Annotated in this window: 25 protein-coding genes; 12 read left to right on the plus strand and 13 right to left on the minus strand. The window is 52.5% G+C overall.

The window, feature by feature from the left end:
• Positions 1–42 precede the first annotated feature (42 nt).
• The 7 genes from cysG to ACJJI8_RS19060 form a co-directional block, all read right to left on the minus strand.
• Positions 43–1,437, minus strand: coding sequence for a siroheme synthase CysG (gene cysG / locus ACJJI8_RS19030; RefSeq protein ID WP_444913973.1), 1,395 nt, complete (start codon positions 1,435–1,437; stop codon positions 43–45).
• Between the two features lie 92 nt (positions 1,438–1,529).
• Entirely contained in the window at positions 1,530–2,813 is a 1,284-nt protein-coding gene (serS, locus tag ACJJI8_RS19035) for a serine--tRNA ligase (RefSeq protein ID WP_282933066.1), read from the minus strand.
• Positions 2,814–2,860: 47 nt separating this feature from the next.
• Positions 2,861–3,235: a fluoride efflux transporter CrcB gene (gene crcB, locus ACJJI8_RS19040; protein WP_282933067.1), complete on the minus strand. Its 375-nt coding sequence runs from the start codon at positions 3,233–3,235 to the stop codon at positions 2,861–2,863.
• Between the two features lie 19 nt (positions 3,236–3,254).
• Positions 3,255–4,598, minus strand: a complete 1,344-nt coding sequence (locus ACJJI8_RS19045; RefSeq protein ID WP_413662219.1) for a replication-associated recombination protein A — start codon at positions 4,596–4,598, stop codon at positions 3,255–3,257.
• Positions 4,591–5,202: an outer membrane lipoprotein periplasmic chaperone LolA gene (gene lolA / locus ACJJI8_RS19050; protein WP_444913974.1), complete on the minus strand. Its 612-nt coding sequence runs from the start codon at positions 5,200–5,202 to the stop codon at positions 4,591–4,593. The genes ACJJI8_RS19045 and lolA overlap by 8 nt, the downstream gene beginning before the upstream one ends.
• 93 nt (positions 5,203–5,295) lie before the next feature.
• Positions 5,296–7,638 carry a DNA translocase FtsK gene (locus tag ACJJI8_RS19055; protein ID WP_444933383.1) on the minus strand — a complete coding sequence of 781 codons (2,343 nt, stop codon included), beginning with the start codon at positions 7,636–7,638 and terminating at the stop codon, positions 5,296–5,298.
• A gap of 226 nt (positions 7,639–7,864) precedes the next feature.
• The gene (locus tag ACJJI8_RS19060) at positions 7,865–8,920 is read right to left on the minus strand and encodes a methyltransferase domain-containing protein (RefSeq protein ID WP_282933071.1); all 1,056 of its coding nucleotides are present in this window, start codon (positions 8,918–8,920) and stop codon (positions 7,865–7,867) included.
• Positions 8,921–9,332: 412 nt separating this feature from the next.
• Here ACJJI8_RS19060 and trxB point away from each other — a divergent pair, with 412 nt between their 5' ends.
• The 4 genes from trxB (at position 9,333) to infA (ending at position 12,116) form a co-directional block, all read left to right on the plus strand.
• Entirely contained in the window at positions 9,333–10,280 is a 948-nt protein-coding gene (trxB, locus tag ACJJI8_RS19065) for a thioredoxin-disulfide reductase (RefSeq protein WP_444917332.1), read from the plus strand.
• Positions 10,281–10,367: 87 nt separating this feature from the next.
• Entirely contained in the window at positions 10,368–11,060 is a 693-nt protein-coding gene (gene aat / locus ACJJI8_RS19070) for a leucyl/phenylalanyl-tRNA--protein transferase (protein ID WP_444935176.1), read from the plus strand.
• A complete protein-coding gene (locus tag ACJJI8_RS19075; protein WP_413662222.1) occupies positions 11,053–11,772 on the plus strand; it encodes an arginyltransferase in 720 nt (239 codons plus the stop codon). Before aat ends, ACJJI8_RS19075 begins: the two co-directional genes overlap by 8 nt.
• Before the next feature lie 125 nt (positions 11,773–11,897).
• Entirely contained in the window at positions 11,898–12,116 is a 219-nt protein-coding gene (infA, locus tag ACJJI8_RS19080) for a translation initiation factor IF-1 (protein WP_010130378.1), read from the plus strand.
• Positions 12,117–12,212: 96 nt separating this feature from the next.
• On the opposite strand, the gene clpA is transcribed toward infA, so the two are convergent.
• On the minus strand, positions 12,213–14,492 hold the full coding sequence (gene clpA / locus ACJJI8_RS19085) for an ATP-dependent Clp protease ATP-binding subunit ClpA (RefSeq protein WP_413662223.1): 2,280 nt from the start codon (positions 14,490–14,492) through the stop codon (positions 12,213–12,215).
• A 134-nt stretch (positions 14,493–14,626) separates the two neighbouring features.
• Entirely contained in the window at positions 14,627–15,007 is a 381-nt protein-coding gene (clpS, locus tag ACJJI8_RS19090; RefSeq protein ID WP_444913975.1) for an ATP-dependent Clp protease adapter ClpS, read from the minus strand.
• A gap of 265 nt (positions 15,008–15,272) precedes the next feature.
• On the opposite strand from clpS, the gene cspD reads away from it, so the two are divergent.
• Complete coding sequence (gene cspD / locus ACJJI8_RS19095; protein WP_413662225.1) at positions 15,273–15,572, plus strand: cold shock domain-containing protein CspD; 300 nt, start codon at positions 15,273–15,275, stop codon at positions 15,570–15,572.
• 104 nt (positions 15,573–15,676) lie between these two features.
• On the opposite strand, the gene icd is transcribed toward cspD, so the two are convergent.
• The gene (gene icd, locus ACJJI8_RS19100; RefSeq protein WP_020415259.1) at positions 15,677–16,927 is read right to left on the minus strand and encodes an NADP-dependent isocitrate dehydrogenase; all 1,251 of its coding nucleotides are present in this window, start codon (positions 16,925–16,927) and stop codon (positions 15,677–15,679) included.
• Positions 16,928–17,076: 149 nt separating this feature from the next.
• Here icd and ACJJI8_RS19105 point away from each other — a divergent pair, with 149 nt between their 5' ends.
• The 6 genes from ACJJI8_RS19105 (at position 17,077) to ACJJI8_RS19130 (ending at position 22,664) form a co-directional block, all read left to right on the plus strand.
• Positions 17,077–17,679: a pseudouridine synthase gene (locus ACJJI8_RS19105; protein ID WP_444928047.1), complete on the plus strand. Its 603-nt coding sequence runs from the start codon at positions 17,077–17,079 to the stop codon at positions 17,677–17,679.
• 97 nt (positions 17,680–17,776) lie between these two features.
• Positions 17,777–18,922, plus strand: coding sequence for a tRNA 2-thiouridine(34) synthase MnmA (gene mnmA, locus ACJJI8_RS19110; RefSeq protein ID WP_444933384.1), 1,146 nt, complete (start codon positions 17,777–17,779; stop codon positions 18,920–18,922).
• Positions 18,923–18,928: 6 nt separating this feature from the next.
• Positions 18,929–19,567, plus strand: coding sequence for a high frequency lysogenization protein HflD (hflD, locus tag ACJJI8_RS19115; RefSeq protein ID WP_413665869.1), 639 nt, complete (start codon positions 18,929–18,931; stop codon positions 19,565–19,567).
• Positions 19,568–19,582: 15 nt separating this feature from the next.
• Positions 19,583–20,956, plus strand: a complete 1,374-nt coding sequence (purB, locus tag ACJJI8_RS19120; protein ID WP_413662229.1) for an adenylosuccinate lyase — start codon at positions 19,583–19,585, stop codon at positions 20,954–20,956.
• Between the two features lie 129 nt (positions 20,957–21,085).
• Positions 21,086–22,240 carry a JmjC domain-containing protein gene (locus ACJJI8_RS19125; RefSeq protein ID WP_444933385.1) on the plus strand — a complete coding sequence of 385 codons (1,155 nt, stop codon included), beginning with the start codon at positions 21,086–21,088 and terminating at the stop codon, positions 22,238–22,240.
• Between the two features lies 1 nt (position 22,241).
• Complete coding sequence (locus tag ACJJI8_RS19130) at positions 22,242–22,664, plus strand: GNAT family N-acetyltransferase (protein ID WP_444913226.1); 423 nt, start codon at positions 22,242–22,244, stop codon at positions 22,662–22,664.
• Between the two features lie 49 nt (positions 22,665–22,713).
• On the opposite strand, the gene ACJJI8_RS19135 is transcribed toward ACJJI8_RS19130, so the two are convergent.
• On the minus strand, positions 22,714–23,319 hold the full coding sequence (locus ACJJI8_RS19135; protein WP_444897520.1) for a TMEM175 family protein: 606 nt from the start codon (positions 23,317–23,319) through the stop codon (positions 22,714–22,716).
• A 493-nt stretch (positions 23,320–23,812) separates the two neighbouring features.
• Here ACJJI8_RS19135 and ACJJI8_RS19140 point away from each other — a divergent pair, with 493 nt between their 5' ends.
• A complete protein-coding gene (locus tag ACJJI8_RS19140) occupies positions 23,813–25,111 on the plus strand; it encodes an MFS transporter (protein WP_444933386.1) in 1,299 nt (432 codons plus the stop codon).
• Here the strand turns inward: ACJJI8_RS19140 and ACJJI8_RS19145 are convergent.
• Both ACJJI8_RS19145 and ACJJI8_RS19150 read right to left on the minus strand, forming a co-directional pair.
• Positions 25,073–25,660: a flavodoxin family protein gene (locus tag ACJJI8_RS19145; RefSeq protein ID WP_444933387.1), complete on the minus strand. Its 588-nt coding sequence runs from the start codon at positions 25,658–25,660 to the stop codon at positions 25,073–25,075. The two genes, ACJJI8_RS19140 and ACJJI8_RS19145, sit on opposite strands and share 39 nt — an antisense overlap.
• Complete coding sequence (locus ACJJI8_RS19150; RefSeq protein ID WP_444933388.1) at positions 25,657–26,502, minus strand: arylamine N-acetyltransferase family protein; 846 nt, start codon at positions 26,500–26,502, stop codon at positions 25,657–25,659. Before ACJJI8_RS19150 ends, ACJJI8_RS19145 begins: the two co-directional genes overlap by 4 nt.
• Positions 26,503–26,519: the final 17 nt, after the last annotated feature.

The raw sequence follows: 26,519 nt of genomic DNA on the forward strand, positions 1-26,519 counted from the left end.
CCTTTTCAGTATAGGTACTCTCGGCGTCATTGAGTGCCTGCCTTAATCCTCTCGATTTGGCTGATACCACTGAAGCTTTTCATGCAAGCTCACTACCCCACCAATGATGGTGAGTGTTGGCGCTCGAACTTCACTGTTTTCAGCAAGGGCCGGCAAGCTGCTCAAGTCACCGACAACTACTCGTTGGTCTCGCGTAGTGCCCTTTTCAACCAAGGCAGCCGGCGTATTCGCATCGAGCCCGTGTTTAATCAATTCAGCACAAATAGTTTGTAACCCCGTAAGCCCCATATAGAAAACCAGGGTTTGTGCTGGGCCCGCAAGTTCTTGCCAAGGGAGGTCCAACTCACCCTCTTTCAGGTGCCCGGTAATAAAGCGCACAGATTGAGCGTGATCCCGGTGAGTCAGTGGGATACCGGCGTAACTGGCGCAACCAGAGGCCGCAGTGATTCCCGGCACTACCTGAAAGGGGATCCCCGCCTCTGACAACTTGTCTATTTCCTCACCGCCTCGACCAAAAATAAAGGGATCGCCTCCCTTAAGCCGCAAAACCTTTTTACCTTGGCTGGCCAGATCTACCAACAGCTGATTGATATCGTCCTGTGGCACCGCGTGGAAAGCCTTGCGCTTACCCACATAGATTCGCTCTGCATCCCGGCGCACCAACTCCATCACTTCCGGTGAAACCAGCCGATCGTAGAGAACCACATCTGCCTGCTGCATCAAGCGCAGTGCGCGAAAAGTCAGCAGGTCTGGATCTCCCGGACCTCCACCCACCAGGTAAACCTCACCCACCGGATTGGGGCTCCCCTGCCAGTCTTGGAGCGCATCCACCAGCGCCTGCTCGGCATCTGCCGGTTGCCCGGCCTCCATGCGGTTGGCAACGGGGCCGGCAAAAACCCACTCCCAAAAATTCTTGCGGCGAGACTCTGGCAGCGCTGCCTTAACCCTATCGCGCATTCGCGCCGCCAAAGTTACCAGCGGTCCCAGACCCGGCGACAGCAGAGCTTCGAGCTGGGCCCTGATTCTGCGTGCCAGTACTGGAGCCGCGCCACCACTACTGATACCGATCGATAGATCTCCCCGCTCCACAATGGCCGGAAAAGTAAACGTGCACAACTCTGGCGCGTCCACCGCATTGACCGGCAGGCGCTGAGCCTGGGCATCGGCTGAAACCTGTGCATTCACGGACTCGCTATCGGATGCAGCAACGACCAGCCCCGCTTTCTGTAAATGCTCGCTCGCATAAACTGATTGAAACCATTCCCCACCAGAATCAGTCACCATTTGCTGAAGCTCATCGGTAATTTCCGGGGATACCACCAATATCCGTGCACCCGCTTTGTGCAATAAACGAGCTTTACGGGTGGCAATGGAGCCGCCTCCAACAATCAAACAGGGATGATCTTTGACATCAAATGCGAGGGGTAAATAACGCAACTTCTTATTCCATCAAATAGCGGGCAAAGTGAAACTCATGACTACAAACAAAAAAGGGCGAACTCTACGCTCGCCCTTTTGGAGTGCTACGCTCAGGAAGCTGAGATCACTTCCTGGCCTCGCATATAGGGCCGCAATACTTCCGGCACCTCTATACTGCCATCCTCGCGCTGGTAATTTTCCAGAACAGCGATAAGGGTACGACCCACGGCAAGGCCGGAGCCATTCAGCGTATGCACCAATTCGGGCTTATTGGTTTCCGGGTTGCGCCAGCGCGCCTTCATTCGGCGCGCCTGGAAGTCACCTACCAGGGAGCAAGAGGATATCTCGCGGTACTTATCCTGGGACGGAATCCAAACTTCAATATCGTATGTCTTTCGAGCAGAGAAACCGATATCGCCACCGCAGAGAATCACTGTGCGGTATGGCAGGTTCAGCTTCTGCAAAATGGTCTCAGCATTTTGCGTCAGGGTTTCCAATGCCTCTTCAGACTGATCCGGGCGCGCCACCCAAACCAGTTCTACCTTTTCAAACTGGTGCTGGCGAATCATGCCACGAGTGTCGCGGCCGTGAGAGCCAGCTTCAGAGCGGAAGCAGGTAGTGTGAGCAACCAATTTATGCGGCAGGCTAGCACTGTCTTCAACAATATGATCGCGATACATATTGGTGAGGGGCACTTCCGCAGTCGGGATCAGGTAAAAACCACGATCATCCTCGAGCTTAAACAGGTCTTCCTCAAATTTAGGCAGCTGGGAAGTGCCGTACAGGGAATCAGCATTCACAACAACCGGCACATTGGTTTCCTGGTAACCATGCTCTTCGGTGTGAGTATCCAGCATAAACTGTGCCAACGCGCGATGCAGACGCGCAACATCACCACTCATTACCGCAAAGCGGGAGCCGGTTAGCTTCACTGCCATCTCGAAGTCAAGGCCACCAAGGTGTGTGCCCAGGTCTACGTGGTCTTTAACTTCAAAGTCAAAAGTACGCGGCTGGCCCCAGCGGCGAACTTCTACATTATCGTCTTCACTCTCGCCTTCAGGCACTGAGGCATCCGGCAAGTTGGGAATCGCAGACAAGATTGCATCCAGCTCTCCCTGCAATTCTGTCAGTGCATGTTTGGCATCTTGCAACTCACCACCGAGGGACTCCACTTCTTTCAAAAGCGGGGCAATATCTTCACCATTCGCCTTGGCACGGCCGATATTTTTCGACTTGCTATTGCGCTCGTTTTGCAAACTCTCGGTGCGCACCTGCAATTCTTTGCGGCGTTCTTCAAGGGCTTCAAGTTTGGCAGTATCCAGTTCTACACCGCGCTTTTTCAGGGCAGCGGCCACCTGGTCCATATCCGTGCGAATCAGTTTGGGATCGAGCATCGTTTCCAGTTCGCCTGTTATCAGGCTCCTACAACAGAGAAGTTAAATTAAAAATACCGTGTCGCCAAAGCGACAGCAGCAGCGGTGGCCAACAAACAACCAACAAGGCTGCCGACAATATAGCCAAGGGCCACCAGCGGCTGGCCATTGTGCCACAGTATCAGGCTTTCGAGGGAGAAAGTGGAAAAGGTTGTCAGTGCGCCAAACATGCCGGTCATCAACAGTAGACGCCATTCCTCCCCCAACATGGCGCGGTGAGCGATCAGTACATAAACAATACCGATCAAAAAAGAGCCTGTTAAATTGACAATGATGGTTCCTAGCGGAAACCGACCCTCAAATACCGGAAAGCTCCAGATACTCACCAGGTGGCGAAGAACTGCCCCAAGTGCGCCGCCCAAGGCGACTGCCAGCCACTGCATTTAGCTGCTTCCTCTCTATCTATTTAGAGTTTCTGTAACGCTGCCTGTCACTCTCGCGATTTAGTCGGCGCAGAGTCTGCAATTTTTCTGAAATTTTTAACTCCAACCCTCGGGGAACCGGCTGGTAGTACTCGCGCTCAGCAATCTCTTCGGGGAAGTAATTCTCTCCCGCAGCAAAAGCATCGGGTTCGTCGTGGGCGTAGCGATACTCCGCACCGTGGGACAGGCTTTTTGCCAGTTTGGTAGGGGCATTGCGCAAATGCACTGGCACTTCGTAACTGGGCTCGCGACGAACATCCGCCACGGCACGATTGTAAGCGGAGTAAACCGCATTGCTTTTTGCCGCAACCGCCAGGTAAGTAATGGCTTGGGCAATTGCCAGCTCGCCCTCGGGGCTCCCCAGTCGTTCCTGCACATCCCAGGCATTCAGCGACAACTGCAAAGCCCTCGGGTCCGCATTGCCGATATCTTCACTAGCCATACGCACGACACGGCGAGCGATATATAGCGGGTCGCAGCCTCCATCCAGCATCCGCACAAACCAGTAGAGCGCCGCATCCGGGTCAGACCCCCGCACTGATTTATGCATGGCGGAAATCTGATCGTAAAAATAATCGCCGCCTTTATCAAAACGGCGAACATCGGCACTGAGCACCTCGGCGAGCACGTCTTCATCGACAATCAGTCGCCCGGCCTCCTCTTTGGCCAGATCGCATGCCACTTCCAGCAAGTTCAAAGCACTGCGGGCATCCCCATCGGCAGCCCGGGCAATCTTGCCCAACACTTCTTCGGGAATGTTGACGCTCCGCTCGCGCAACTGCTGGTCAGTTTGCAGGGCGTAGCGCAGCAACCCCAACAATTCCTCTTCGGGAATACTGCGCAAAAGATAGACCCGGCACCGGGATAGAAGCGCATTGTTCAACTCAAAAGCCGGGTTCTCCGTAGTCGCCCCGACAAAAGTCACAGTGCCCTCCTCCACGTAGGGAAGGAAGGCATCCTGCTGAGCCTTATTAAATCGATGCACTTCATCGACAAATAAAATAGTGTGTCGGCCCGACTGTATCCGGTGCTGTTCAGCTTCGGCCACCGCCTGGCGAATATCTTTCACTCCGGCGAGTACCGCAGACAGAGTGGCAAATCGAGCATCGCACTCTTCAGCTAGCAACCGCGCAAAAGTGGTTTTGCCAACACCGGGTGGCCCCCACAAAATCATTGAGTGCAGTTGGCCGCGCTCTACGGCCTCCCGCAGAGGTTTGCCCTCCCCCAATAAATGCGACTGGCCCACATAGTGGGCCAGGGAATTCGGCCGCATACGGGCCGCGAGGGGTTGGTGGGTTTTGGGAGTATCGAACAGATCACTCATCTTTAATAATGTCAGTACCGGCCGGGGGCTTAAAATCAAATATAGAAGCGGATAGTTTTGGGTTCGCCTCCATACCACTGAACTGAATTTCAGTGGTTTGTCCCATACCATCGCGCACGGTCATTGCCGACGGCAAGCCATTTTTGGCAAATCGAATTTCCATGGCTTTAAAAGGGGCCGAGGGGTTCTTGGGGGTCAGCTGATAAACCCCTTCTTTCTGGCTCACATTAAACGAGCCTCGAATTTCCTCTACTTTGCCCCCCAGTAATAGGGCTGGGGTATCCTTAATACGGGCATCCACCGGGCGAACTGTCACCTGCTCCAGGTCCGGATCGTACAGCCAGAGCGTCTTGTTGTTTGTCACCAGTAACTGGGGGTAAGGCTCACCGGTTTTCCAGCGCAATTTGCCCGGGCGCTGCACAGAAAAGCTACCATTGCTCTTCTGTGTGACCTCACCGCGCTCGTCGATCAATGTCTGTTTGAAATTACCCGAAATCGCCTCCAACGGCTTGAGTAAATCGCTCAGGTCATCGGTGGCATCAGCCCAGGCCGCGCTGGCGGTAACACTGATTGAAAGCAGCAGACCCTGCAGAATTCTTTTCATAGTGGAGTCCCAACGTATTGATTTCCTTAAAGATTAACCCCGACTAAGTGAACAGTGGCTTAACCCGCCACTGCTCCAAGGGCCAAACTCGTATCAGGCTGGCGGCGGTGCCAGCACCTCTCGATTGCCGTTGTGGCCCGCCGCAGATATCACCCCGGCAGCCTCCATGGCGTCAATAATTCGAGCCGCGCGATTGTAACCAATCCGCAGCTGACGCTGCACAGAGGAAATTGACGCCTTGCGGGATTTAGTGACGAAAGCTACGGCTTCGTCGTAGAGCGCATCGGCCTCAGGGTCTTCATCCTCACCGCCTTCAGACTGTAATCCAGGCACGGGAATACTGTTATTACTATCGTCGACAATACCATCGATATAATCAGGCTCACCGCGACGGCCCCAATCCGCGACAACTTTATGCACTTCGTGATCGTCGACAAAAGCGCCGTGGACACGAACGGGAACACCACTTCCAGGCGGTAAGTACAACATGTCACCATGACCGAGCAGCTGCTCCGCGCCGCCCTGGTCGAGGATTGTGCGGGAATCCACCTTGGACGAAACCTGGAAACCGATTCGAGTAGGTACGTTGGCTTTAATCAAGCCGGTAATAACATCCACCGACGGACGCTGGGTTGCAAGCAGTAAGTGGATGCCAGCTGCACGGGCTTTTTGTGCGATTCGAGCGATCAGCTGTTCGACCTTTTTACCGACGATCATCATCATGTCGGCAAATTCATCAATCACGACAACAATGGCAGGCAGTGCTTTCAGGGCCGGTGCGGTTTGTTCATCTTCCGGCACGCTGGAGGCGGGATCTGGCTGCCAGATAGGATCGATCAGCGGCTCCCCGGCCTCTTCAGCTTCTTTCACTTTGCGGTTAAAGCCTGCGAGGTTTCTCACCCCCATTGCCGCCATCAACTTGTAGCGGCGCTCCATTTCTCCAACACACCAACGCAAACCATTGGCGGCATCGTTCATATCGGTGATGACCGGGGTCAACAAATGCGGAATGCCCTCGTACACCGAGAGCTCCAGCATTTTGGGGTCCACCAGGATCAGGCGGACCTCATCGGGCGTGGATTTGTACAGCAGGCTCAACAACATAACGTTGATACCCACGGATTTACCCGAACCGGTGGTACCCGCTACCAGTAAGTGAGGCATCTTGGCCAGATCGGCCACCACCGGCTGACCGGAAATATCGTGACCGAGCGCCAGAGTCAGCGGCGATTTGGCATTATCGTAGACATCTGCCGACAACACTTCACTGAGGCGTACCATCTGTCGATTTTCGTTAGGGATTTCGATACCCACAACCGACTTGCCTGGGATTACCTCGACCACACGCACACTGATCACCGCCAGTGAGCGCGCCAGGTCTTTTGCCAGATTGGAAATCTTGCTCACCTTTACACCGGGAGCTGGCTGAATTTCAAAGCGGGTTACTACCGGTCCCGGCAGCACAGATACCACTTCGGCAACAACGCCGAAGTCTTTCAGCTTAAGTTCCAACAGGCGTGACAGCGCTTCCAGGGATTCCCGGGAGAAGCCGGCCTTCTTGTTTTGATCTGCTGGATCGAGTAGACCCAACGGCGGCAGGGTTCCAGTAACCGGGCCACTCTTGAAAAGCTCTCGCTGTTTTTCCTTTGCTGCCCGAGGACTCTGCTTCGGCTTGGGGGCAGTGGGCTCAATCTTCGGGGGAATTCGTTTGGCAACTCGCTGTTTCTCTTCCTCCACAGCCGCCTTGCGCACGACAATCGCCTCTCTGGCCACCCTCCGCTCATTGCGCTTTTGGCGCCAGCGTTGATAGAAACTGCCCAGTAAGGCAAAAAAGCCGAGCACATTCTTGCCGATTGCCTCTGCCAATTTGAGCCACGACAAACCTGTAAAAACAGTGACACCGATAGCAAATATCGCCAGCAGTAAAATGGTTGCCCCTACATAGCCGAGGCTAGAACCCAGGGCAGACGCCATCGCACTGCCGATGATGCCTCCGTTGGTAAACGGCAATGGGTTTTCTGCGGGATCAAAACAAAGAGTCGCCATTGCCGCCCCGCTGACAAGAACAAGCAGCAAGCCAAATACTCTCAAAGCAAATAGCGGCAAATGGAAGCGGGCATTGCGATCGCGAAGAATGTGATAGGCCCGCAGACCAATCAGCAAGGGGAACAGGTAAGCCATCCATCCGAGCAAAGACAAACACACATCTGCCAGCCAAGCACCGGCTGGCCCAATGGCATTGTGCACTTCTTGGGTACTGCCAGTTTGCGACCAGCCCGGATCTTCTGCGCTAAAGCTTAACAGGCTAATGGCGAGCAACAGGGCACCAGCCAGCAAACTGATCAGGGCCCCCTCGCGAACGAGTCGGGCGATCAATGAGTCTGGCAATGCATTGCTCTCTGCAGGGCTTTTTTCAGTTGCGCTTTCGGCCTTCAATGGCTTACCTCAATAATGCTGTACTTTTTATGTCCACATGAACTTGGCGGTGTCTACCTGGGACCTGAATCCCCATGCCGCCCGACAAAATTCTGTATTGCTTACAGAAGAAAGCAACTCAATCAGGCTATTTTACAATCTACGCTTTCAGATTGCGCCTTACGATCCCTGACACCAAGTAGTTTTTTGTTGTTTGGCGGCAGTATCGAAAAACCTGGAGCGCTTCCTAGCCAGTATTCTCTTCTAAATTTATCGGTTTGTACGTGCGATAGATGCAATTTGGAATCATCATCGAGATATCCTGCCCTGAATCCTCCCAGCAAACCTCATCAATAATCGCCTGGGTAACTCTCTCGCGGAGGTAACTATTCAGAATTTCCAATTTGTATTGATCCCCGCCCAACTCTGTTTTTAATTTGTCTTGAGTACTATCCCGGTAATAGGTTCTGGATACCCGCTCTGCTTGCGAAAAGCCTGCATCGCTGAGCAATTGTAACAACTGGTCTTCCCGCAAAAAGAACCGATCCAAGAGCAACGATTCACGGTGTGTCAGCGCTGACAATTTTCGCTTTTGGGCACACAGTAAATCTTGGACCCCGGCAGATGCCGGCATCAAGTCCCAAACCAACAGCGGACCTCCCGGCTTCAAAACCCGATAACACTCCTGGAGAACCAGGGGCTGATCTTTATAAGGCACTTCGTGCAGGCCCATTCTGATTGCCACAGCATCAAATAATTCACTGGGATATGGCAAGTTTCTTCCGTCACCTATAGTGATATCGGCAGCTAGCAATTGAATATTTGGGTCAAGGTTTTCAAGCTGCGAAGGGTGGGAATCGCACAAGCTACATTGAATAATAACCCCATGAGCTTTGGCAAACTTAAGCAGGTAGCTACTCAGGACTCCCCTGCCACACATCAAGTCGAGAACTCGACAACCATTGCTGAGGCCCAGCGCCATAGCAAACTTCTCGAGTTCTTCTGGCTCACCCGCGCAAGTAACCGCCCCACCTCCTGTATCACCATATCCATCAGAGACAATTTCACAGCGTATTTGCAAGTTAAGCGCGGTAAATAGATCCAGCAGGTGGGGTGGGCCATGTAAGCTCGCCCGGTGATCGCCATCGGGCTCCAGATCAATGGAAAAACGCAACGAATAACTATCGTCGATAATTTCGGCTACGAAAGCCTGGGCCTCCTCACTAAGGGTCAGAAAAGTTTTAGGATGCCCCAACTGCTCTCGCTTCAGGTTTAAGGGTATAAACTTTCTTTTATAGCGCATAACGATCCTCAACCCACTGGGGTTTGGGCACTTACTCGAAGTCACTGGCCCCTATGACGCTCACACACTCAATACATCTAACAATCCGTAATTCTAATTTGTGACACCCCATTCTCCCCCTAGCAGTGCCAGCAGCAGCTGCGTTAGATTGGAACTTTTTTACATTTTTCCAGCTCTTACGGCCAGCTATGGCGCAAACTCCGATTTGAGCCAAACCTCTAGCAAGGTCAAAGATAGAGTTGAATAGGTAGGATCAATCGAACAAATTAAGGCAAACTATTTCGCCGAATGGTAAATATCGCCTATTATATCGCCCAATTTAATAGTCTCGCCTGATCAAAAAATGGACGGGCATATGGACTCCCAGCCCATTGGGTAAACTTCGCAAATTGAGAGTTTTAAAGAGTACTTCATGAGCAATAACCATCATCGACTGATCATCCTCGGCTCAGGCCCTGCCGGCTACACCGCGGCTATCTACGCTGCACGGGCAAACCTGAACCCGGTTGTTATCACGGGTATGCAACAGGGTGGGCAGCTGACCACCACCACTGAAGTCGAGAACTGGCCGGGCGGTATTCCGGAGCTTCAAGGTCCGGACCTGATGGTGCAAATGCAGCAGCACGCAGAGCGCTTCGAGACAGAAATCATCTTCGATCACATCGAATCTGTTGATCTGAAACAGCGCCCTTTCACCTTGAAAGGTAACGAAACTTACACCTGTGACTCGCTGATTATCGCCACTGGTGCCTCAGCTCAGTACCTGGGCCTACCTTCTGAGGAAGCCTTCCAGGGGCGCGGTGTCAGCGCCTGTGCGACCTGTGACGGATTCTTCTATCGCGACCAGAAAGTTGCTGTTGTCGGTGGTGGCAACACCGCCGTAGAAGAGGCCCTGTACCTCTCCAATATCGCCAGTGAAGTGACCCTGATTCACCGCCGCGACGAGCTTCGCGCAGAAAAAATCCTTCAGGACCGCCTGATGGATAAAGTGGAAAACGGCAATATCAATGTCTGCTGGCACAACACCCTGGACGAAGTGCTCGGTGACGACAACGGTGTAACTGGGCTGCGCCTGCGCAACACCCAGGACGACACCACTTCAGAGCTGGACGTTTCCGGTGTGTTTATTGCTATCGGTCACAAACCGAATACCGGCATCTTTGAAGGCCAGCTTGAAATGAATGGTGGTTACCTCATTGTGGAGAGCGGCCTGAACGGCAATGCCACCCAGACTTCTGTTCCCGGTGTATTTGCCGCAGGTGACGTATCCGACCATATTTACCGCCAGGCGGTAACTTCTGCGGGTACCGGCTGTATGGCCGCCCTGGACGCCGAGCGCTTCCTCGACGCCGAGAAGTAAGTCAAATCCCCGGGCAGAGCTTTCTGCCCGGTATCCCCCTCTACCGACAGGAGTCAGATCGTGGCAGGGAACACCCAAAGCCGCCTGATGTGGCTCGACCACACCGTTGTAGACTTTCCCCCAACTGAATTCGCACTGGATGACCCCAATGGCTTGCTGGCAGCCGGAGGTGATCTGACTCCCGAGTGGCTGGTTGAAGCCTATCAAAGAGGGGTCTTCCCCTGGTATTCAGATGACCAGCCAATCTTGTGGTGGAGCCCCTCCCCTCGCTGCGTGGTTATCCCGCATAACTTTCGTATTGGCCGCACTTTGCGCAAAGTATTGCGCCGAGGAACCTTTTCGGTCACCTTCGACCAAGCCTTTGCCGAGGTAATTGAGGCCTGCCGTGCCCCCCGGGCGGATGAAACCGGCACATGGATCACCGATGAGATGTGCGACGCCTATATCGACATGCACCATCAGGGGTTTGCCCACTCAGTGGAGGTTTGGCGCGACGGTCAACTCGTTGGCGGACTCTATGGTATTGCGCTGGGGCGAGTGTTCTTTGGGGAGTCGATGTTTCACCGGGAGACAGCCGCTTCAAAAGTCGCTTTTGTCCACCTCGTTCGGCAATTAGAATTGTGGGGCTGCCCACTGATCGACTGCCAGGTGAGCAATCCTCATCTCAGCAGCCTTGGGGCAGTGGAAATGTGTCGTAAGGATTTCGAACAACTGCTGGCAGACGGCGTTAAGCAGCCGCCTTTCCCGCAGCCCTGGAAGCTTTCGTGGACTTATGGGTAAATACTCTCAGCTGGATTCAGTGCGCCTACTGGCCACCCTGCCCCACCCCTGCGGTTACCTGCCGGATCGGGAGGCAACAACGGTGTTTGTCGATCCACAAACAGAAGTGGATCAGCGTCTGTACAACCGCCTGTCAGAGCTGGGATTCCGGCGCAGTGGTGCCTACCTTTATCGCCCCCAGTGCGCGACCTGTCGCGCCTGTATACCGGCTCGCGTACCTGTGAGCCTGTTTGTCCCCGACCGCAACCAGAGACGCTGCTGGAAGCGCAACAAGGACCTGGACATATTCCATATCGAGTCCATCGATACAGATGAGCATTACGAACTCTACGCCCGCTATATCGAGCAGCGCCACGCCGATGGGGAGATGTACCCGCCCAGCCGGGAACAATACCGCAGCTTCCTGAGTCAGGCTTGGGGGTCTACTCGCTATATTGAGCTGAGAGCCCGCGGCAAGTTGGTGGCAGTGGCTGTAACAGATATCCTGACTGCCGGGTTATCGGCCATCTATACTTTCTTCGATCCCGATGAGGACAAACGGAGCCTGGGCAGTTACTGCATCCTCTACCAGATCGAATGGGCCCGGCGCTTGGGACTACCTAATCTCTACCTGGGGTACTGGATTGAGAAGTGCCACAAAATGGCCTATAAAAGCCAATTTCGCCCCATCGAAATGTTAAAAGAAAACCGCTGGAGCCTTAAATCGCTCTAGTTCAACACACTCTCCCTTTGCTCTATCTTGCCTTTTCGTGCAAAATGCTCGCCCGTCAAGCCGCGGCTAGGCCAAAGAGCCTCCGGGGTAAAGGTCTGATCAAGTTATTGTAAGGTTGCTGCCGCATGGCAAAAGACGATTATATTGAAATGGAAGGCGAGGTGATCGACACCCTGCCGAACACCACTTTCCGCGTAAAACTGGAAAACGGACACGTGGTAATTGCGCATATCTCTGGAAAGATGCGTAAAAACTACATTCGCATTCTCACCGGCGACAAGGTGAAAGTGGAGCTGACTCCATACGACCTGAGCAAGGGCCGCATTACGTACCGCGCGCGCTAATTCGCTCAGAGGTCAAATTCCGCAAGGCAATTTGACCTGAAATAAAAAAGCCACCTCTCGGTGGCTTTTTTATTGCCTGGCTGAAGCTAATTAACTTTAGGCGGGCACCGCCGTTTTAATCGCCAGCTCATCATCTTCAATAGTGACGCAAACACGCCCACCCTCTTCTGCCAACTCACCAAAGAGCACGGCTTCTGCCAAAGGCTTGCGCAGCTTGTCGCGAATCAGGCGGGACATAGGCCTCGCACCCATCTTCTCGTCATAACCCCGCACCGCCAGCCACTCTCGAGCCTCATCATCAACGACCAGTGTCACCTTGGAGTCATCCAACTGGGCCTGCAACTCAACGATAAACTTATCCACCACCGTCTTCACGACATCCAGAGGCAGAGAACGGAATTGAATAATATTATCGAGGCGATTGCGGAACTCCGGGGTAAACATCTTCTTGATCTCCTCCATTCCATCGGTGGAGTGATCTTGATGGGAGAAACCGATTGAACGACGGCTCATCACCTCAGCGCCCGCATTGGTTGTCATAATCAGGATGACATTGCGGAAGTCCGCTTTGCGGCCGTTGTTATCAGTTAGGGTACCGTGATCCATCACCTGCAAAAGCAGATTGAATACTTCGGGGTGTGCTTTCTCAATTTCATCGAGCAGCACAACACTGTGAGGGTGCTTGGTTACCGAGTCTGTCAGTAAACCACCCTGGTCAAAACCTACATACCCAGGGGGCGCGCCGATCAGGCGGGAAACCGTATGGCGCTCCATATACTCAGACATATCGAAGCGAATCAGCTCGATACCCATCACCTTCGCCAACTGGCGGCAGAGCTCTGTCTTGCCGACTCCGGTGGGGCCCGAAAATAGGAAGGAGCCGATGGGTTTCTCTTCAGAACCCAGGCCGGCGCGACTCAGCTTAATCGCAGTACCCAGGGCATCAATCGCGCTGTCCTGCCCAAACACCACCATTTTGAGGTTGTCATCCAGGCGTGATAACTGCTCCTTGTCAGAAGCAGACACGCTCTTGGCAGGTATTCTCGCCATCTTGGCGATAACCATCTCAATCTCACAAACCCCAATAACCTCTTTGCGGTCCTCTTCAGGCAGCAAAGATTGGTAGGCTCCCGCTTCATCGATTACATCAATGGCCTTATCTGGGAGGAATCGCTCGGTGATGTGACGACTGGATAGCTGCGCAGCAGCATCCAAAGCTCCATCGGTAAAGCGGACCTTGTGGTGATCCTCAAAGCAGCTTCTGAGCCCCTGCAATATTTGCACGGTCTCTTCCACTGAGGGCTCACTGACATCGATCTTTTGAAAACGGCGCGACAGCGCGCGATCTTTTTCAAAGATACCGCGATATTCAGTAAAAGTAGTGGAGCCTATGCAGCGCAATTGACCGCTGGAAAGTAGCGGCTTAAGCAGGTTGGAGGCATCCATGACGCCTCCTGAAGCGGCGCCGGCCCCGATGATGGTGTGGATCTCATCAATAAACAGTACCGCGTGCTCACGCTTCTTGAGTTCCGCCAGCAGCGCCTTAAAGCGCTTCTCAAAATCACCGCGATACTTGGTCCCAGCCAGTAGGGAGCCAAGATCCAGAGAGTAAATAGTGCTCTCTTTCAAAGGTTCGGGGATATCCTCATCGACAATACGCCGTGCCAAGCCCTCAGCAATTGCCGTCTTGCCGACACCGGACTCACCCACCAACAGTGGATTGTTCTTGCGGCGACGAGCGAGAACCTGCGTGACACGCTCCACCTCAGGTGCACGTCCCACAAGCGGATCAATACGGCCAAGAATTGCCTCTTGATTGAGGTTGGTGGCGTAGCTTTCCAGGGGGTCGGAACCACCTGGCTCAGCGCCCCCGCTAATTTCCTCATCTACCTGCTCAGGTGCAGTATCGGAACCGTGATGGTGATTGTTACCGCTGGAGCCAACTCGGGAAATTCCGTGGGTGATGTAGTTAACGACGTCTATCCGGGCAACACTCTGCTGCTTCAAGTAGTAAACAGCCTGGCTCTCCTGCTCACAAAAAATGGCGACCAGGACATTTGCCCCTGTAACTTCCTTTTTACCGGATGACTGGACATGGAATACGGCCCTCTGCAGGACCCTCTGGAAACCCAATGTCGGCTGGGTTTCTCGATCTGTATCGGCCTCCGGGATCAACGGTGTTGTGGAGTCCACAAACTCCAGGAGTTCACGGCGCAATGCACTTAAATCCGCCCCGCACGCATGTAGAACATCTGCTGCGGATTCGTTATCCAAGAGCGCCAGCAATAGGTGCTCAACGGTCATGAATTCATGCCGTTTCGCTCGAGCACCTTTGAACGCTAGATTAAGCGTTACCTCTAAGTCCTTGCTGAGCATCTAAACCTCAAACCCTAATCGCCAATATTTCCCGCCGACTCCGCTGGTAGGCGCGCACCCTTCGCCGGCGTTTATATCCTGGCTGATTCCCTTCAGGTGACGGGACCCTTTGTTCAAAGCAGTTTTTGTCAGAATCAATCCTCTTTGCTTTCGTCCGCTTCAATTTCACATAACAGGGGATGCTCATTCTCTTGAGCGAACTGATTGACCTGTGCGGCCTTTGTCTCCGCTATATCCCGAGTATAGACACCACACACTGCTTTTCCCCGTGTGTGAACCTGCAACATTAACTGTGTGGCGCGCTCCCGGTTTACTGAAAAAAACAACTCCAAAGTCTCAACAACAAAATCCATGGGGGTGTAGTCATCATTGAGCATAATGACTTTATACATCGGCGGCCGCTTCAGCTGCGGCGGCGCCTCCTCAAGGGCCAACCCACCATCGAAATCATCGAAGTACGGGTTGTCTCCATCGGAGTCACTGGAGCTTAGTTTAATGATTCGCGAAGTACTCATAACAATTATCAATGAATTCTATCGAGCCTGAAAATTGCACCCAATGCAACCTTCAATGACGTGACATTGTAACCTTATTTGACCTTTGACACAGCGGTCAGCGGGGAACCTTGACAATCCCCCTGCTGTTGACTACAAGAGGTAGTGACCGCTACATCAAACGTTAGTCGCAGATAGGATCGCAGCCGACTAACCAGCAGGTCAAATAAATATAAAAACTCTGTAAGGTGGCCAGGGGCCACTCAGGCAATTAGAGGGAATCGTTATGCCTACCGGTACTGTAAAGTGGTTCAACAACGCTAAGGGATATGGGTTTATTCTTGCAGATGAGGGAGGGGAGGATCTGTTCGCGCACTATTCCGCAATTCAGATGGAAGGCTACCGAACCCTGAAGGCCGGCCAGCAAGTCACCTTCGATATTATTCGGGGAGACAAGGGCTACCACGCTGCAAATATCTCCGCATTGACCTCCGAAACCACTTCACCCAACACTTCGAGCAAAAGCGAATCTGATGCAGTACACACAGAAAAGTCGAGGGAGAAGGAAGCGGAAGCTGTCGGCTAAGCGAGCCCAGCAAACAGACAATAAAAAAGCCCTTCACCAATGTGAAGGGCTTTTTTCATGGGGCTCGGACCAACTTAAAGCCAGCCCGGCCTCACGGATGTAGCTTAAGCCATGTGCTTGATAACTTCGTCACCAAACGCAGAACAGGACTTCAGCTCAGCACCGTCCATCAGACGCTCGAAATCGTAGGTTACGGTTTTGGCTTCGATAGCCCCTTCCATACCCTTGATTACCAGGTCAGCAGCTTCGTTCCAGCCCAGGTGACGCAGCATCATCTCAGCGGAAAGAATCAGGGAGCCCGGGTTAACCTTGTCCTGGCCAGCGTACTTAGGCGCAGTACCGTGGGTTGCTTCGAACAGGGCAACGTCGTCGGACAGGTTTGCGCCCGGAGCGATACCGATACCACCAACCTGTGCAGCCAGTGCGTCAGACAGGTAGTCGCCGTTCAGGTTCAGGGTAGCAATTACGTCGTACTCAGCCGGACGCAGCAGGATCTGCTGCAGCATAGCGTCAGCAATTACGTCCTTAACAACGATTTCCTTGCCAGTCTTCGGGTTCTTGAAACTGTGCCAAGGACCGCCGTCCAGCGGCTGAGCGCCAAACTCGTCGCGAGCCAGCTCGTAACCCCAATCAGCGAAGGCACCTTCTGTGAACTTCATGATGTTGCCTTTGTGTACCAGGGTTACAGAATCGCGATCCTGGTCCACAGCGTACTGGATAGCCTTGCGCACGAGACGCTTGGTACCTTCTGCAGAAACCGGCTTAACACCGATACCACAGTTCTCAGGGAAACGGATCTTCTTAACACCCATCTCGTCCTGCAGGAACTTGATAACTTTCTTAGCTTCGTCAGTGTCAGCTTTCCACTCGATACCAGCGTAGATATCTTCGGAGTTTTCACGGAAGATAACCATGTCTACCTTGTTCGGCTCTTTAACCGGAGAAGGTACACCGCTGAACCAGCGCACCGGGCGCTGACATACGTACAGATCCAGCTCCTGACGCAGGGCTACGTTCAGGGAACGGAAGCCGCCGCCTACTGGAGTGGTCAGGGGGCCTTTGATGCTAACAACGTAGTCTTTGATCGCTTCCAGAGTTTCGGCCGGGAACCAGTCGCCAGCGTAAGTCTCTGCCGCTTTCTCACCGCAGTAGATTTCCATCCACTCGATTTTCTTTTCGCCGCCGAAAGCTTTTTCTACAGACGCGTCGATCACCTTGCGCATTACCGGGGTGATATCCACACCGATGCCGTCACCCTCGATGAAAGGAATAACCGGGCGATTCGGAACATTCAGCGAACCGTCGGAATTGACTGTAACTTTTTCGCCGTCTGCCGGCACTTGGATATGACCCATATTGCGTAAACTCCCAAAATTCTATGACTTTTTAGGTCCAGCGTTGCTTGCACCGCTCCCCCGGGACCTTAGGGCGGGGATGAAAAACGGCGGGATTATAGCAGCCTCGGCTAATTTTTGTAGTTGGATTACAATACTCAATTTTTCTTATGGCAAAGATTATTCTCCTCAACAAGCCTTTTGGCGTATTAAGCCAATTTACAGATGATCAGGATCGCGCCACTTTGGCTAACTTTATCCAGCACAAGGGATTCTATGCGGCGGGCCGCCTGGACTACGATTCTGAAGGATTACTACTACTGACTGATGATGGAGCGCTACAACATCAAATCAGTCACCCCAAGCGGAAAATGCCCAAAACCTATTGGGCCCAGGTGGAGGGTGAAATTACTGATGATGCCCTTTATATGCTCAGGCAAGGGGTCGACCTGAAGGATGGCCGAACCGCACCTGCCAAGGCCAAGCGCCTGCCTGATATGGAGCCCTGGCCCCGCACGCCGCCAATTCGCGAACGCAAATCGATCCCAACCAGCTGGCTGGAGCTGACTATCTCTGAGGGGCGGAATCGCCAGGTAAGGCGGATGACTGCGGCGGTAGGCTTCCCTACCCTGCGGCTAATCCGGGTGGCGATAGGCAGCTGGAAGCTCGACTCATTAAAGCCTGGCGAGTATCGAATGGAGGAGGTTTTTAGCGCTCCCAAGCCCCGAACAAAGCCGGCAAACAACCGCAATCGACCGCGCCGAAAGCGATAATCTATAACGGAAGATCAAAGCGGTCTTGGTCAAATGGGGCGTTCGCAGGTAAAATTCGCCCCCCTTTCATACCAGTGAAGTAGTGACTGTCCTTCTTATGCCTGATTCCACCCACAACAAACAGCCAAAGCGCGTCATCGTCGGTATGTCCGGCGGTGTGGATTCCTCTGTAGCCGCACACCTGCTGATCCAGCAGGGCTATCAAGTGGAAGGCCTGTTTATGAAAAACTGGGATGAAGACGACGGCACAGAATACTGTACCGCCAAGGCAGACCTGGCTGATGCCCAGGCAGTTTGTGAGAAATTGGGCATCAAGTTGCACACCGCCAACTTTGCTGCGGAGTACTGGGATCACGTATTTGAGTACTTCCTGGCAGAGTATAAAGCCGGGCGCACTCCCAATCCGGACATCCTGTGTAACCGGGAAATAAAATTTAAGGTCTTTCTTGAGTACGCCGAAGTGCTGGGTGCCGATGCAATAGCCACCGGGCACTATACCCGTCGCCGCGATATCGATGGCCGCACCTATTTATTGAAGGGCCTCGACGGTAACAAAGACCAGAGCTACTTCCTGCATGCGGTGGGAGAAGCCGAATTTGCCCGCTCACTCTTTCCTCTAGGAGAGCTGGAGAAGCCCGAGGTTCGCCATATCGCTGAAGAAAACGGCTTTATCACCCACAACAAGAAAGACAGCACCGGCATCTGCTTTATCGGCGAGCGCCGCTTCAAGGATTTCCTCGAGCAGTACCTGCCCGCCCAGCCCGGCGATATGGAAACCCCAGAGGGTGAAGTCATGGGGCGCCACGCGGGCCTGATGTACCACACCATTGGCCAGCGCCAGGGGCTCGGTATTGGCGGCGTCAAAGGTGCAGGCGAACAGCCCTGGTATGTTGTCGGAAAAAATCTGGAGCGCAATGTCTTGATTGTGGCCCAGGGTGCACACCACCCCCTGCTTTATGCAACGGGGCTGGAAGCAACACAGACCCACTGGATTAATGGCGCAGCACCGGGCAAAACCTTCCGCTGCCAGGCCAAGACCCGCTATCGCCAACCAGATCAGGATTGCACCGTGCACCTGCAGGACAATGGCGATTTGGTTGTAGAGTTCGACGAGCCACAACGCGCAATCACACCGGGACAATCTCTGGTACTGTACGATGGAGAAACCTGTCTCGGTGGTGCGGTGATCGAGAAAGCCACGGGAGTTGGCGCCGCAGTACCGGAAAAATACAAGAAAGATTAAGGAGTAATTTTGAATAACTGGCGGGATCAGGCACTGGCACTGGCAGGAATATTCCAATCCGCAACACTGGTGGAGCGCCTGGCCAAAACAGGCTCTGCACCGCAGGAACAGCTGGAAACCGGGGTATATAGCCTCTTCCAACTAAACCCTGATCGCACTGAAGATATATTCGCCGGTGCAGACAAGCTGCTGCCCGGCTTAAAAGTATCGCAGCAAATACTAAAGACCCGGCAACACCCGGAATATACCGACGGTCTACGCTACGCCCTCTCGGTGATCTACCTGCAGCGACAACTCAGCAAGAATAATGACCTGCTATCAATCATTGGCAGCCGATTGGATAAGGCCAAGACTCAAGCAGAGCACTTCGAGCTGACTCACGAGAATGTATTTTCCAACCTCGCCAGCATCTACAGCGATACGCTAGGTACCTTCCGCTTCCGGATTCAAGTACTGGGTGACTTCAATTACCTGCAACAGCAGCGTATCGCCAATCAAATTCGCTCCATGCTATTTGCCGGCATCCGCTCGGCAACCCTATGGCGACAGCTGGGTGGGCGTCGCCTGCACCTTCTGTTCCAGCGCAAAAAGCTTTTGAATGCGACCAACGAATTGATCGCACATATCGAATCTATAGAACACTAATCCCGGAGATTTACTATGACAGTTGAGCTTTCCGCACTCACAGCGGTATCCCCTATTGATGGTCGCTACGAGAGCAAGACTGCCCCCCTGCGTGAAATTTTCAGTGAATACGGCCTGATCCGCGCCCGCGTTGAAGTGGAAGTACGCTGGCTGCAAAAACTTTCCGCACATAAAGAGATCGCCGAAGTTGAGCAGTTCGACGAAGCTGCCAACAAGCTGCTCGACAGCATTGTGGCCGACTTCTCCCTGGAAGATGCTGAGCGCATCAAGGAAATCGAGCGCACCACGAACCACGATGTAAAAGCGGTTGAATACTTCCTCAAGGATAAAATCAGCAGCAATGCCCAGCTGGCAAAAGTGAGTGAATTCGTACACTTTGCCTGCACCTCTGAGGACATCAATAACCTATCCCACGCCCTGATGCTTCGCGCCGGCCGCGACAACGTCATGTTGCCTGCGATGGAAGCCCTGATTGACGCTATCGTAGGCCTGGCCCAGGACTTTGCCGACGTACCCATGCTGTCCCGTACTCACGGCCAGACTGCCAGCCCGTCTACTGTTGGTAAAGAACTTGCCAACGTGGCCGCGCGCCTACGCCGCCAGGTAGCCCAGATTAAAGCGGTACCGCTGCTGGGTAAAATTAACGGTGCGGTAGGTAATTACAACGCTCACCTGTCCGCCTATCCCAATATTGATTGGGAGCAAAATGCTGAAGAATTCATTTCTTCTCTGGGCCTTAGCTGGAACCCCTACACCACCCAGATCGAGCCCCACGACTACATTGCTGAGCTGTTCGACGCTGTTGCCCGCTTTAACACCATCCTGATCGATTTTGACCGCGATGTATGGGGCTACATCTCCCTGGGTTACTTCAAGCAAAAAGTCGTAGCCGGTGAAGTTGGCTCCTCCACCATGCCGCACAAAGTTAACCCCATTGACTTCGAAAACTCCGAAGGCAATCTGGGTATCGCCAACGCCGTATTCCAGCACCTGGCAGCCAAACTTCCAGTATCCCGCTGGCAGCGCGACCTGACAGACTCCACCGTGCTGCGCAATATGGGGGTGGGTGCGGGCTACTCTGCCATTGCCTATGCCGCCACCATGAAAGGCCTGGGCAAACTGGAAATCAACCGCGAGCGCCTAGCGGAAGACCTGGATAATTCATGGGAAGTGTTGGCAGAACCGATCCAAACGGTTATGCGTCGCTACAACATTGAAGAGCCTTACGAAAAACTGAAGGCCCTTACCCGTGGCCAGGGCATCACCCGTGAAACCCTGAAAGTATTTATCGAGAACCTGGAGATTCCCGCAGAAGCCAAGAGCGATCTGCTGGAAATGACTCCGGCATCCTATATCGGTAACGCCGTAGAACAAGCTCGCAAAATTTAACCGAGCCCAGCTACCAGCCGCACCCAGTGCGGCTGGTCATCTTTTAAAAAATACAAAAGTACGCTGGATAGTTTCCGAACCTCAGAATATCCAGATACAAACCCCAGCCTTCTGACAGTGAGAGTTACCGTGGCCAGCCCCCTTACCCATCTTGGCGACATGCCCATCGAAGTTTTTATGCGTGACTACTGGCAGCAGAAACCCCTGCTGATACGCAATGCTTTCGCCAACTTTGAATCACCCATCTCGGGTGAAGAACTCGCTGGTATGGCCCTGGAGGAAGCGGTCGAGTCTCGCTTGGTATTGGAAAATGGTGAGAGCGGCCCCTGGGAGCTGCGCACCGGTCCATTCACTGAAGAGGATTTTCTCTCCCTCCCTAAAACCCACTGGACCCTGCTGGTACAAGCTGTCGATCAGTGGATGTCAGAAATTGCTGAACTAAAAGATTTCTTCCGCTTTATCCCCGACTGGCGGCTGGATGATGTGATGATCAGTTACGCCGCCGATAAGGGCAGCGTTGGTCCCCACTACGATCACTACGATGTGTTTCTTCTCCAGGCCGAAGGCAAGCGTTTGTGGCAACAAGGCCCCAAGGTGGATGAAAGCAATCCCCGCCTGGAAGGAACGCGCCTCAATATCCTGAAAGAATTCGAAGCAGAAAACAGCTGGGTACTAGAGCCCGGCGATATGCTTTACTTGCCGCCCCAATACAGCCATTGGGGAATAGCCGAAGGTGGGTGCACCACGATCTCTATTGGTTTCCGCGCGCCTTCCGCCGCGGCGACCCTCGAAGATCTCGCCGCTGAAATCGCTATGGATTTGCCGGACAGCCAGCGTTACACCGATGCCGGTGCTGAAGTGGCGAAAAACCCAGCGGAAATTGACCCCACCTCTGTTGCCCGCCTGCAACAACAACTCGGCGAATGGCTGCAGCAGCCGGAGAAAATCGCCCAGTGGTTTGGTGCGGTTATGACCGAAGCAAAATACCCGGATACTGTCGCCCTGGATGCTGACGATGCTGCAGACTGGCGCGAACAAATGCCCCGGGGAGCACAACTGGTTTTAAATCCCGCTTCCCGCACCGCCTTTTGCCGCGAGCCAGCCACTTTGTTTGTTGATGGTGAAGCCTTCCCCTGCCCCCTGGCGTTTGCCGAGCAGTTTGCTGAATCCCATGAAATTTCCTGGGATGATATCGAAGCCTTCCCGGAAATAGCCGAAGACAGCGCCCTTCTCGATCAGCTGGTTGCACAGGGCACCTTGATCTACCCTCCTGAGGATTTCTGAGATGCCAGTAGCTATACGCCTAGCGGATTGGAACACTGACCGGGACGCAATTCGTTCAATTCGCGAAGCAGTTTTTGTACAGGAACAACAGGTACCTGCGGACCTGGAATGGGATGATCAAGAGGAGACATCCCAGCACTTCCTCGTCTTCCGCGAAACAATCCCAGTTGCCACCGGGCGCCTCACCCAAGGCGGAAAAATTGGTCGTATGGCTGTACAGAAATCTTCACGCGGATGCGGCATCGGGGCCCAGCTATTGCAGGCCATCTGTGAGCGGGCGAAGGAACAAAACTTTCAGCAAGTCTATTTACATGCACAGCAACATGCCGAGGGGTTTTACTTGCAGGCTGGGTTTGAGGTGGAAGGCGACGTGTTTTACGAAGCGGGAATTCCCCACATCAAAATGGTGCGCGGCCTGATTTGACCATTTTGAGGCCTGCCACCAGCACCCATATGGCAGGCCCAGCCCCATCTCAACTCTCTACTGGGGCATAGCGCTTCTCGACAAAGTGAGCCAAAGGCGCTATCCCCAACACATATACTATCCAGAGCCCAAGCCCCCAATAGGGATTGAAAAGGGTCAACAAGCACGCCAGGATACTGGTACACAACATCACCATGCTGACCACTAGTACACGGTGCGCGGATACGTTCGTTCGGTTCGCAGCGACACACCACATACCCGCAATTGCGATAGCGGCCACCGCGTAGCTGGCTGACAATAAGATCACTGACCAAACCTGGTCTGGATACTCCCCCATCAAACTTGCTGGAAAAGGAATAAACGCCACCGCCCCCAATAGCAAAAAGTTAAAACTGGTAAAGGCAACCGATTTAAATTGGTGGTCCGACATCAGATGATTGTGGGTAAGCCATAGCCGACAGAGAATCGCAAAGCTCAGTATCCAGGAAAAAAAGTGGGGCAACTGCTGAAGAATATTGCTGTGGAAATCCTCGCCCGGCTTTATATCCTCCAGATCGGGAATCTGGATATTAAAAACCAACAGCGTCATAGCAATGGCAAAAACGCCATCACTCACGGCATTAATACGGCTAGCCAAGAAAGACTTTCGACGCATGGGCCACCATCGATTGCCAGGGTTGCATACTCATTAAAGCCCAGTCCCGAAGCACGATCTCACCTCCAGTATCAAGATGCCAACAGCGTTCACACTGCTCACATCCCTTCCACCTGATAACGAGCCACGGAATGTTTCTATTGGGGAGATGAAATCACGTGATAACGACTTTGTAAGTGTATTCTTTTGAATAAAGAGTCTATTAAAGCTCCTCAATACGGCACCGCCTAGCAAATAGCATTCAACTTCAACAGCCGTTGGCGATACTTTGATCAAACCTAGCTGCCCGATCGATTTCAATCCTGCTTACTATCAACTACTTGTGTTCGGGCTACGGCTCCTAATTGCTCTAAGATCTATCTAATGCGACTTGTTTCATATCCATTTAAAACCCTAGCGCTTTATCCCTATTGGTCGCTGCAATCATAAGCAGGAGCTGAGGAGTGAAGCCCAAGGCCGAGACGTGGCAATAGACACCGATAAAGAAAAGCCTATGGGGCAGAAACACTTCCGCTACGCGTCTTGGACAGTTGCAGTCATATTTTTCAGCGCCAGCGTAACCAACTCAATCCTATTTGCCCTACTATCACCTAGCCTCACTCAAGAACTCAATCTCAACCATCAAAGCTTAGGGATGCTGGGAGGATATTACTTTGTCGCCTATTCTATTGGTCAACTGACACTTGGCTCACTATTGGGCCCTATAAGTCCACGGTATTTACTGGGTATCTCAGCCGCCCTCGCCGCTAGCGGCTGTGTAATTTTTGCCAGCAGTCATTCTTTCGGAACAGCCCTTACAGGGCAGCTCTTAGTCGCACTTGGATTATCCAGTAGCTTCTTGGGAGTTATCTATGTTATCGGACGGGATTTACCTAATAAGTTTTCACTAATGGCCGCTGTTAGCCAAGGACTAGCTAATTTCGCAGCAGCTTCACTCTCATTACTTATCGGTTTGTTCGATACCGAAGTCTCATTCCGGGAGCCCTACTTCATCGCAGCGCTATTTTTTATTTGCCTTGCTGTGCTGCTATTTATTTTTATTGGCAGCAATCAAAACTCTTCCCATGAACTCTCTGCCAAAAAAGCCACTCAATTTGACAAGCTAAATTCATGCTTCAAATCAAGAGCTTTTTGGCTGGCCCTCACCTTCTACTCCTGCCTTTTCGGCGTAATTATCGCCTACTCTGATTTATGGAATATCCAGTTCCAGGTTGATTTTTTTCGTGAAACATCCAAAGAAAGTGCCCTACTCAATGCGATGATTTCAACGGGCATCATTATCGGCAGCTTTATTGTCGGTGCTTGGTCTCATTATCGGGGAGATTATATAATTCCAGCGAGAACTTTTAGTTTCCTCTCAATTATTGCTGTCACAGCTTTACTGAGTATTCACTTGTCGGACTCCTGGACTTTGGCGGCAAATTTTCTCTTAGGGTTTGGCCTCAGCAGCTCAATTCTATCTCTCTCGATAGTGCAATCTGAACTTCCTGAAAAGGCGCACGCCATTGCCTCTGCCCTTATTGTAACTGGGGGCTTTGTTTTAGGAGGGGTAATTCAAACCCTCATAGGGCTCTCACTCGATCAAGATATAGAGTTCGCTTATATCCGCTCCCTCAGCAATCTACTAGCCAGACTTTTTGACTTTGCTCCACAACCAACACAGAAATTCTACAATTACCAAGCGGGATTTCAGCTAATCGGGATTGTCGTCATCATAGGCTGCATCAGCAGCCTACTTTTGAACAGCAAAAAGCTAGTCAAGAAGCGCGGTTCTAAAATCGGAAGTTCGTAGTGCTAAGCCTGCGACTCGACGACCTAAATGTACGGCTGTAAGTCGGTCCAACTGATGAATTTCACCAGCCCCCTCAGCGACAGCTACCAAGCCCGACTGACAACCACCCCGGTTTCTACCCAGGGAATCTTGGCTCGGTAGAATATCCAGGGGAACCCACAACATGCCCATTTGTGCAGCAAAGACCTGTAGAGTCCTGATGGTACCTAGCTGATCACCACTAAAATTACTACCAACAGTAAATCCTGCAGCTAACTTATCCAGCCAGCACCGATCTCCATAGCGCTCACTTGCTGCATCCATAAATGCTTTGAATTGAGCGGAGACAGTACCCATAAAGGTCGGCGAACCCATTACTATGGCTTCACATTGATCCAACTGAGCTAATAATGACTGATCTTCATAACGTCCGTGAAGAATGCTCTCTCCCTGAATCTCAAGGGCAACACCAATACACTTCTCTAGCGTGTTAACCCCCTCCACCACGGACTCCGCAAGAACTTTACTGCAACCAGATACAGAATGGTAAACAACACCCACCCTCTTCATATGACGCGCTCCGCTATGCCGTCTGACTCAAATATCCGGCCTAACTTTTGATCAATTTCTCTGCCAAACGGCACTTCTATCCCAAAGATATCCAGTAAAGTAGCCCGAAGCTCATCAACATCCGCTAACATGACAACACTCTTGGAGCCTAAAAGTGGTTGATAGCTTAACTGTCTATTGAAAAGTGTATGCCGCCCCTCTGGGAAAGACCGAGCAACAATCAAGTGCTCTACAAACCTGGATTTAGGGTGCGTTGAGCAATACCAACTACCAATTTTATAATCGCCATGAGTTTTAGGTTTCAAGTCAAAGCTGTACATAGGTTGCCAACCACTATCGGTTGTAACCTCTAACAGGTACTCATCATCTATTAAAGTAAAGCGGTAAACACCGTGCGGTGTGCTCTGACGATCACTGGAGTCTAAATTGAGTGGTGCAGTCAAAGTGTTACTTCCAAATCCCGCATCTATCAGGAAGCGTGTACCCTCAAGCTCCACCATCAGAATCATATGCGACTGAGCGGGTTGATGCCCTATCGGCATTTGCCACAGTATCCGTGCGGCGAGGTTCGTAACTTTTAAACCGATTTGCCCTAACACTGCCCCTAATAAGGCATTTTGCTCGTAACAATAACCTCCACGTTTTTGTTGTACCAACTTGGCCTCAATAGATTCCAACTCAATATCCACGGGGCTTCCCAAAAATGAAGTGACGTTCTCGAATGGAATCGTACGTACGTGCTGGGTCAACAACTGCTGTAGACACTGCAAGTTAGCACCCGGGGCTCCATCAAAATTAATACGGTCTAAATATTGCTGCAAGTTAATACCGGGGGTACCCATCTCGATTGTCTCCTCAA

The organism is Microbulbifer maximicatervae (SeqCode) (assembly GCF_052467695.1).

What these genes read in the sequence shown, in the direction of transcription:
- ACJJI8_RS19105 (WP_444928047.1), top strand. Translation starts at nt 17,077, where the DNA reads ATGGCAAAGATTATTCTCCTCAACAAGCCTTTTGGCGTATTAAGCCAA.
- cspD (WP_413662225.1), top strand. Translation starts at nt 15,273, where the DNA reads ATGCCTACCGGTACTGTAAAGTGGTTCAACAACGCTAAGGGATATGGG.
- lolA (WP_444913974.1), bottom strand. Translation starts at nt 5,202, where the DNA reads ATGAAAAGAATTCTGCAGGGTCTGCTGCTTTCAATCAGTGTTACCGCC.
- trxB (WP_444917332.1), top strand. Translation starts at nt 9,333, where the DNA reads ATGAGCAATAACCATCATCGACTGATCATCCTCGGCTCAGGCCCTGCC.
- aat (WP_444935176.1), top strand. Translation starts at nt 10,368, where the DNA reads ATGTGGCTCGACCACACCGTTGTAGACTTTCCCCCAACTGAATTCGCA.
- purB (WP_413662229.1), top strand. Translation starts at nt 19,583, where the DNA reads ATGACAGTTGAGCTTTCCGCACTCACAGCGGTATCCCCTATTGATGGT.
- mnmA (WP_444933384.1), top strand. Translation starts at nt 17,777, where the DNA reads ATGCCTGATTCCACCCACAACAAACAGCCAAAGCGCGTCATCGTCGGT.
- crcB (WP_282933067.1), bottom strand. Translation starts at nt 3,235, where the DNA reads ATGCAGTGGCTGGCAGTCGCCTTGGGCGGCGCACTTGGGGCAGTTCTT.
- infA (WP_010130378.1), top strand. Translation starts at nt 11,898, where the DNA reads ATGGCAAAAGACGATTATATTGAAATGGAAGGCGAGGTGATCGACACC.
- clpS (WP_444913975.1), bottom strand. Translation starts at nt 15,007, where the DNA reads ATGAGTACTTCGCGAATCATTAAACTAAGCTCCAGTGACTCCGATGGA.
- ACJJI8_RS19045 (WP_413662219.1), bottom strand. Translation starts at nt 4,598, where the DNA reads ATGAGTGATCTGTTCGATACTCCCAAAACCCACCAACCCCTCGCGGCC.
- icd (WP_020415259.1), bottom strand. Translation starts at nt 16,927, where the DNA reads ATGGGTCATATCCAAGTGCCGGCAGACGGCGAAAAAGTTACAGTCAAT.
- ACJJI8_RS19140 (WP_444933386.1), top strand. Translation starts at nt 23,813, where the DNA reads ATGGGGCAGAAACACTTCCGCTACGCGTCTTGGACAGTTGCAGTCATA.
- ACJJI8_RS19145 (WP_444933387.1), bottom strand. Translation starts at nt 25,660, where the DNA reads ATGAAGAGGGTGGGTGTTGTTTACCATTCTGTATCTGGTTGCAGTAAA.
- ACJJI8_RS19135 (WP_444897520.1), bottom strand. Translation starts at nt 23,319, where the DNA reads ATGCGTCGAAAGTCTTTCTTGGCTAGCCGTATTAATGCCGTGAGTGAT.
- ACJJI8_RS19130 (WP_444913226.1), top strand. Translation starts at nt 22,242, where the DNA reads ATGCCAGTAGCTATACGCCTAGCGGATTGGAACACTGACCGGGACGCA.
- ACJJI8_RS19060 (WP_282933071.1), bottom strand. Translation starts at nt 8,920, where the DNA reads ATGCGCTATAAAAGAAAGTTTATACCCTTAAACCTGAAGCGAGAGCAG.
- clpA (WP_413662223.1), bottom strand. Translation starts at nt 14,492, where the DNA reads ATGCTCAGCAAGGACTTAGAGGTAACGCTTAATCTAGCGTTCAAAGGT.
- ACJJI8_RS19150 (WP_444933388.1), bottom strand. Translation starts at nt 26,502, where the DNA reads ATGGGTACCCCCGGTATTAACTTGCAGCAATATTTAGACCGTATTAAT.
- serS (WP_282933066.1), bottom strand. Translation starts at nt 2,813, where the DNA reads ATGCTCGATCCCAAACTGATTCGCACGGATATGGACCAGGTGGCCGCT.
- ACJJI8_RS19075 (WP_413662222.1), top strand. Translation starts at nt 11,053, where the DNA reads ATGGGTAAATACTCTCAGCTGGATTCAGTGCGCCTACTGGCCACCCTG.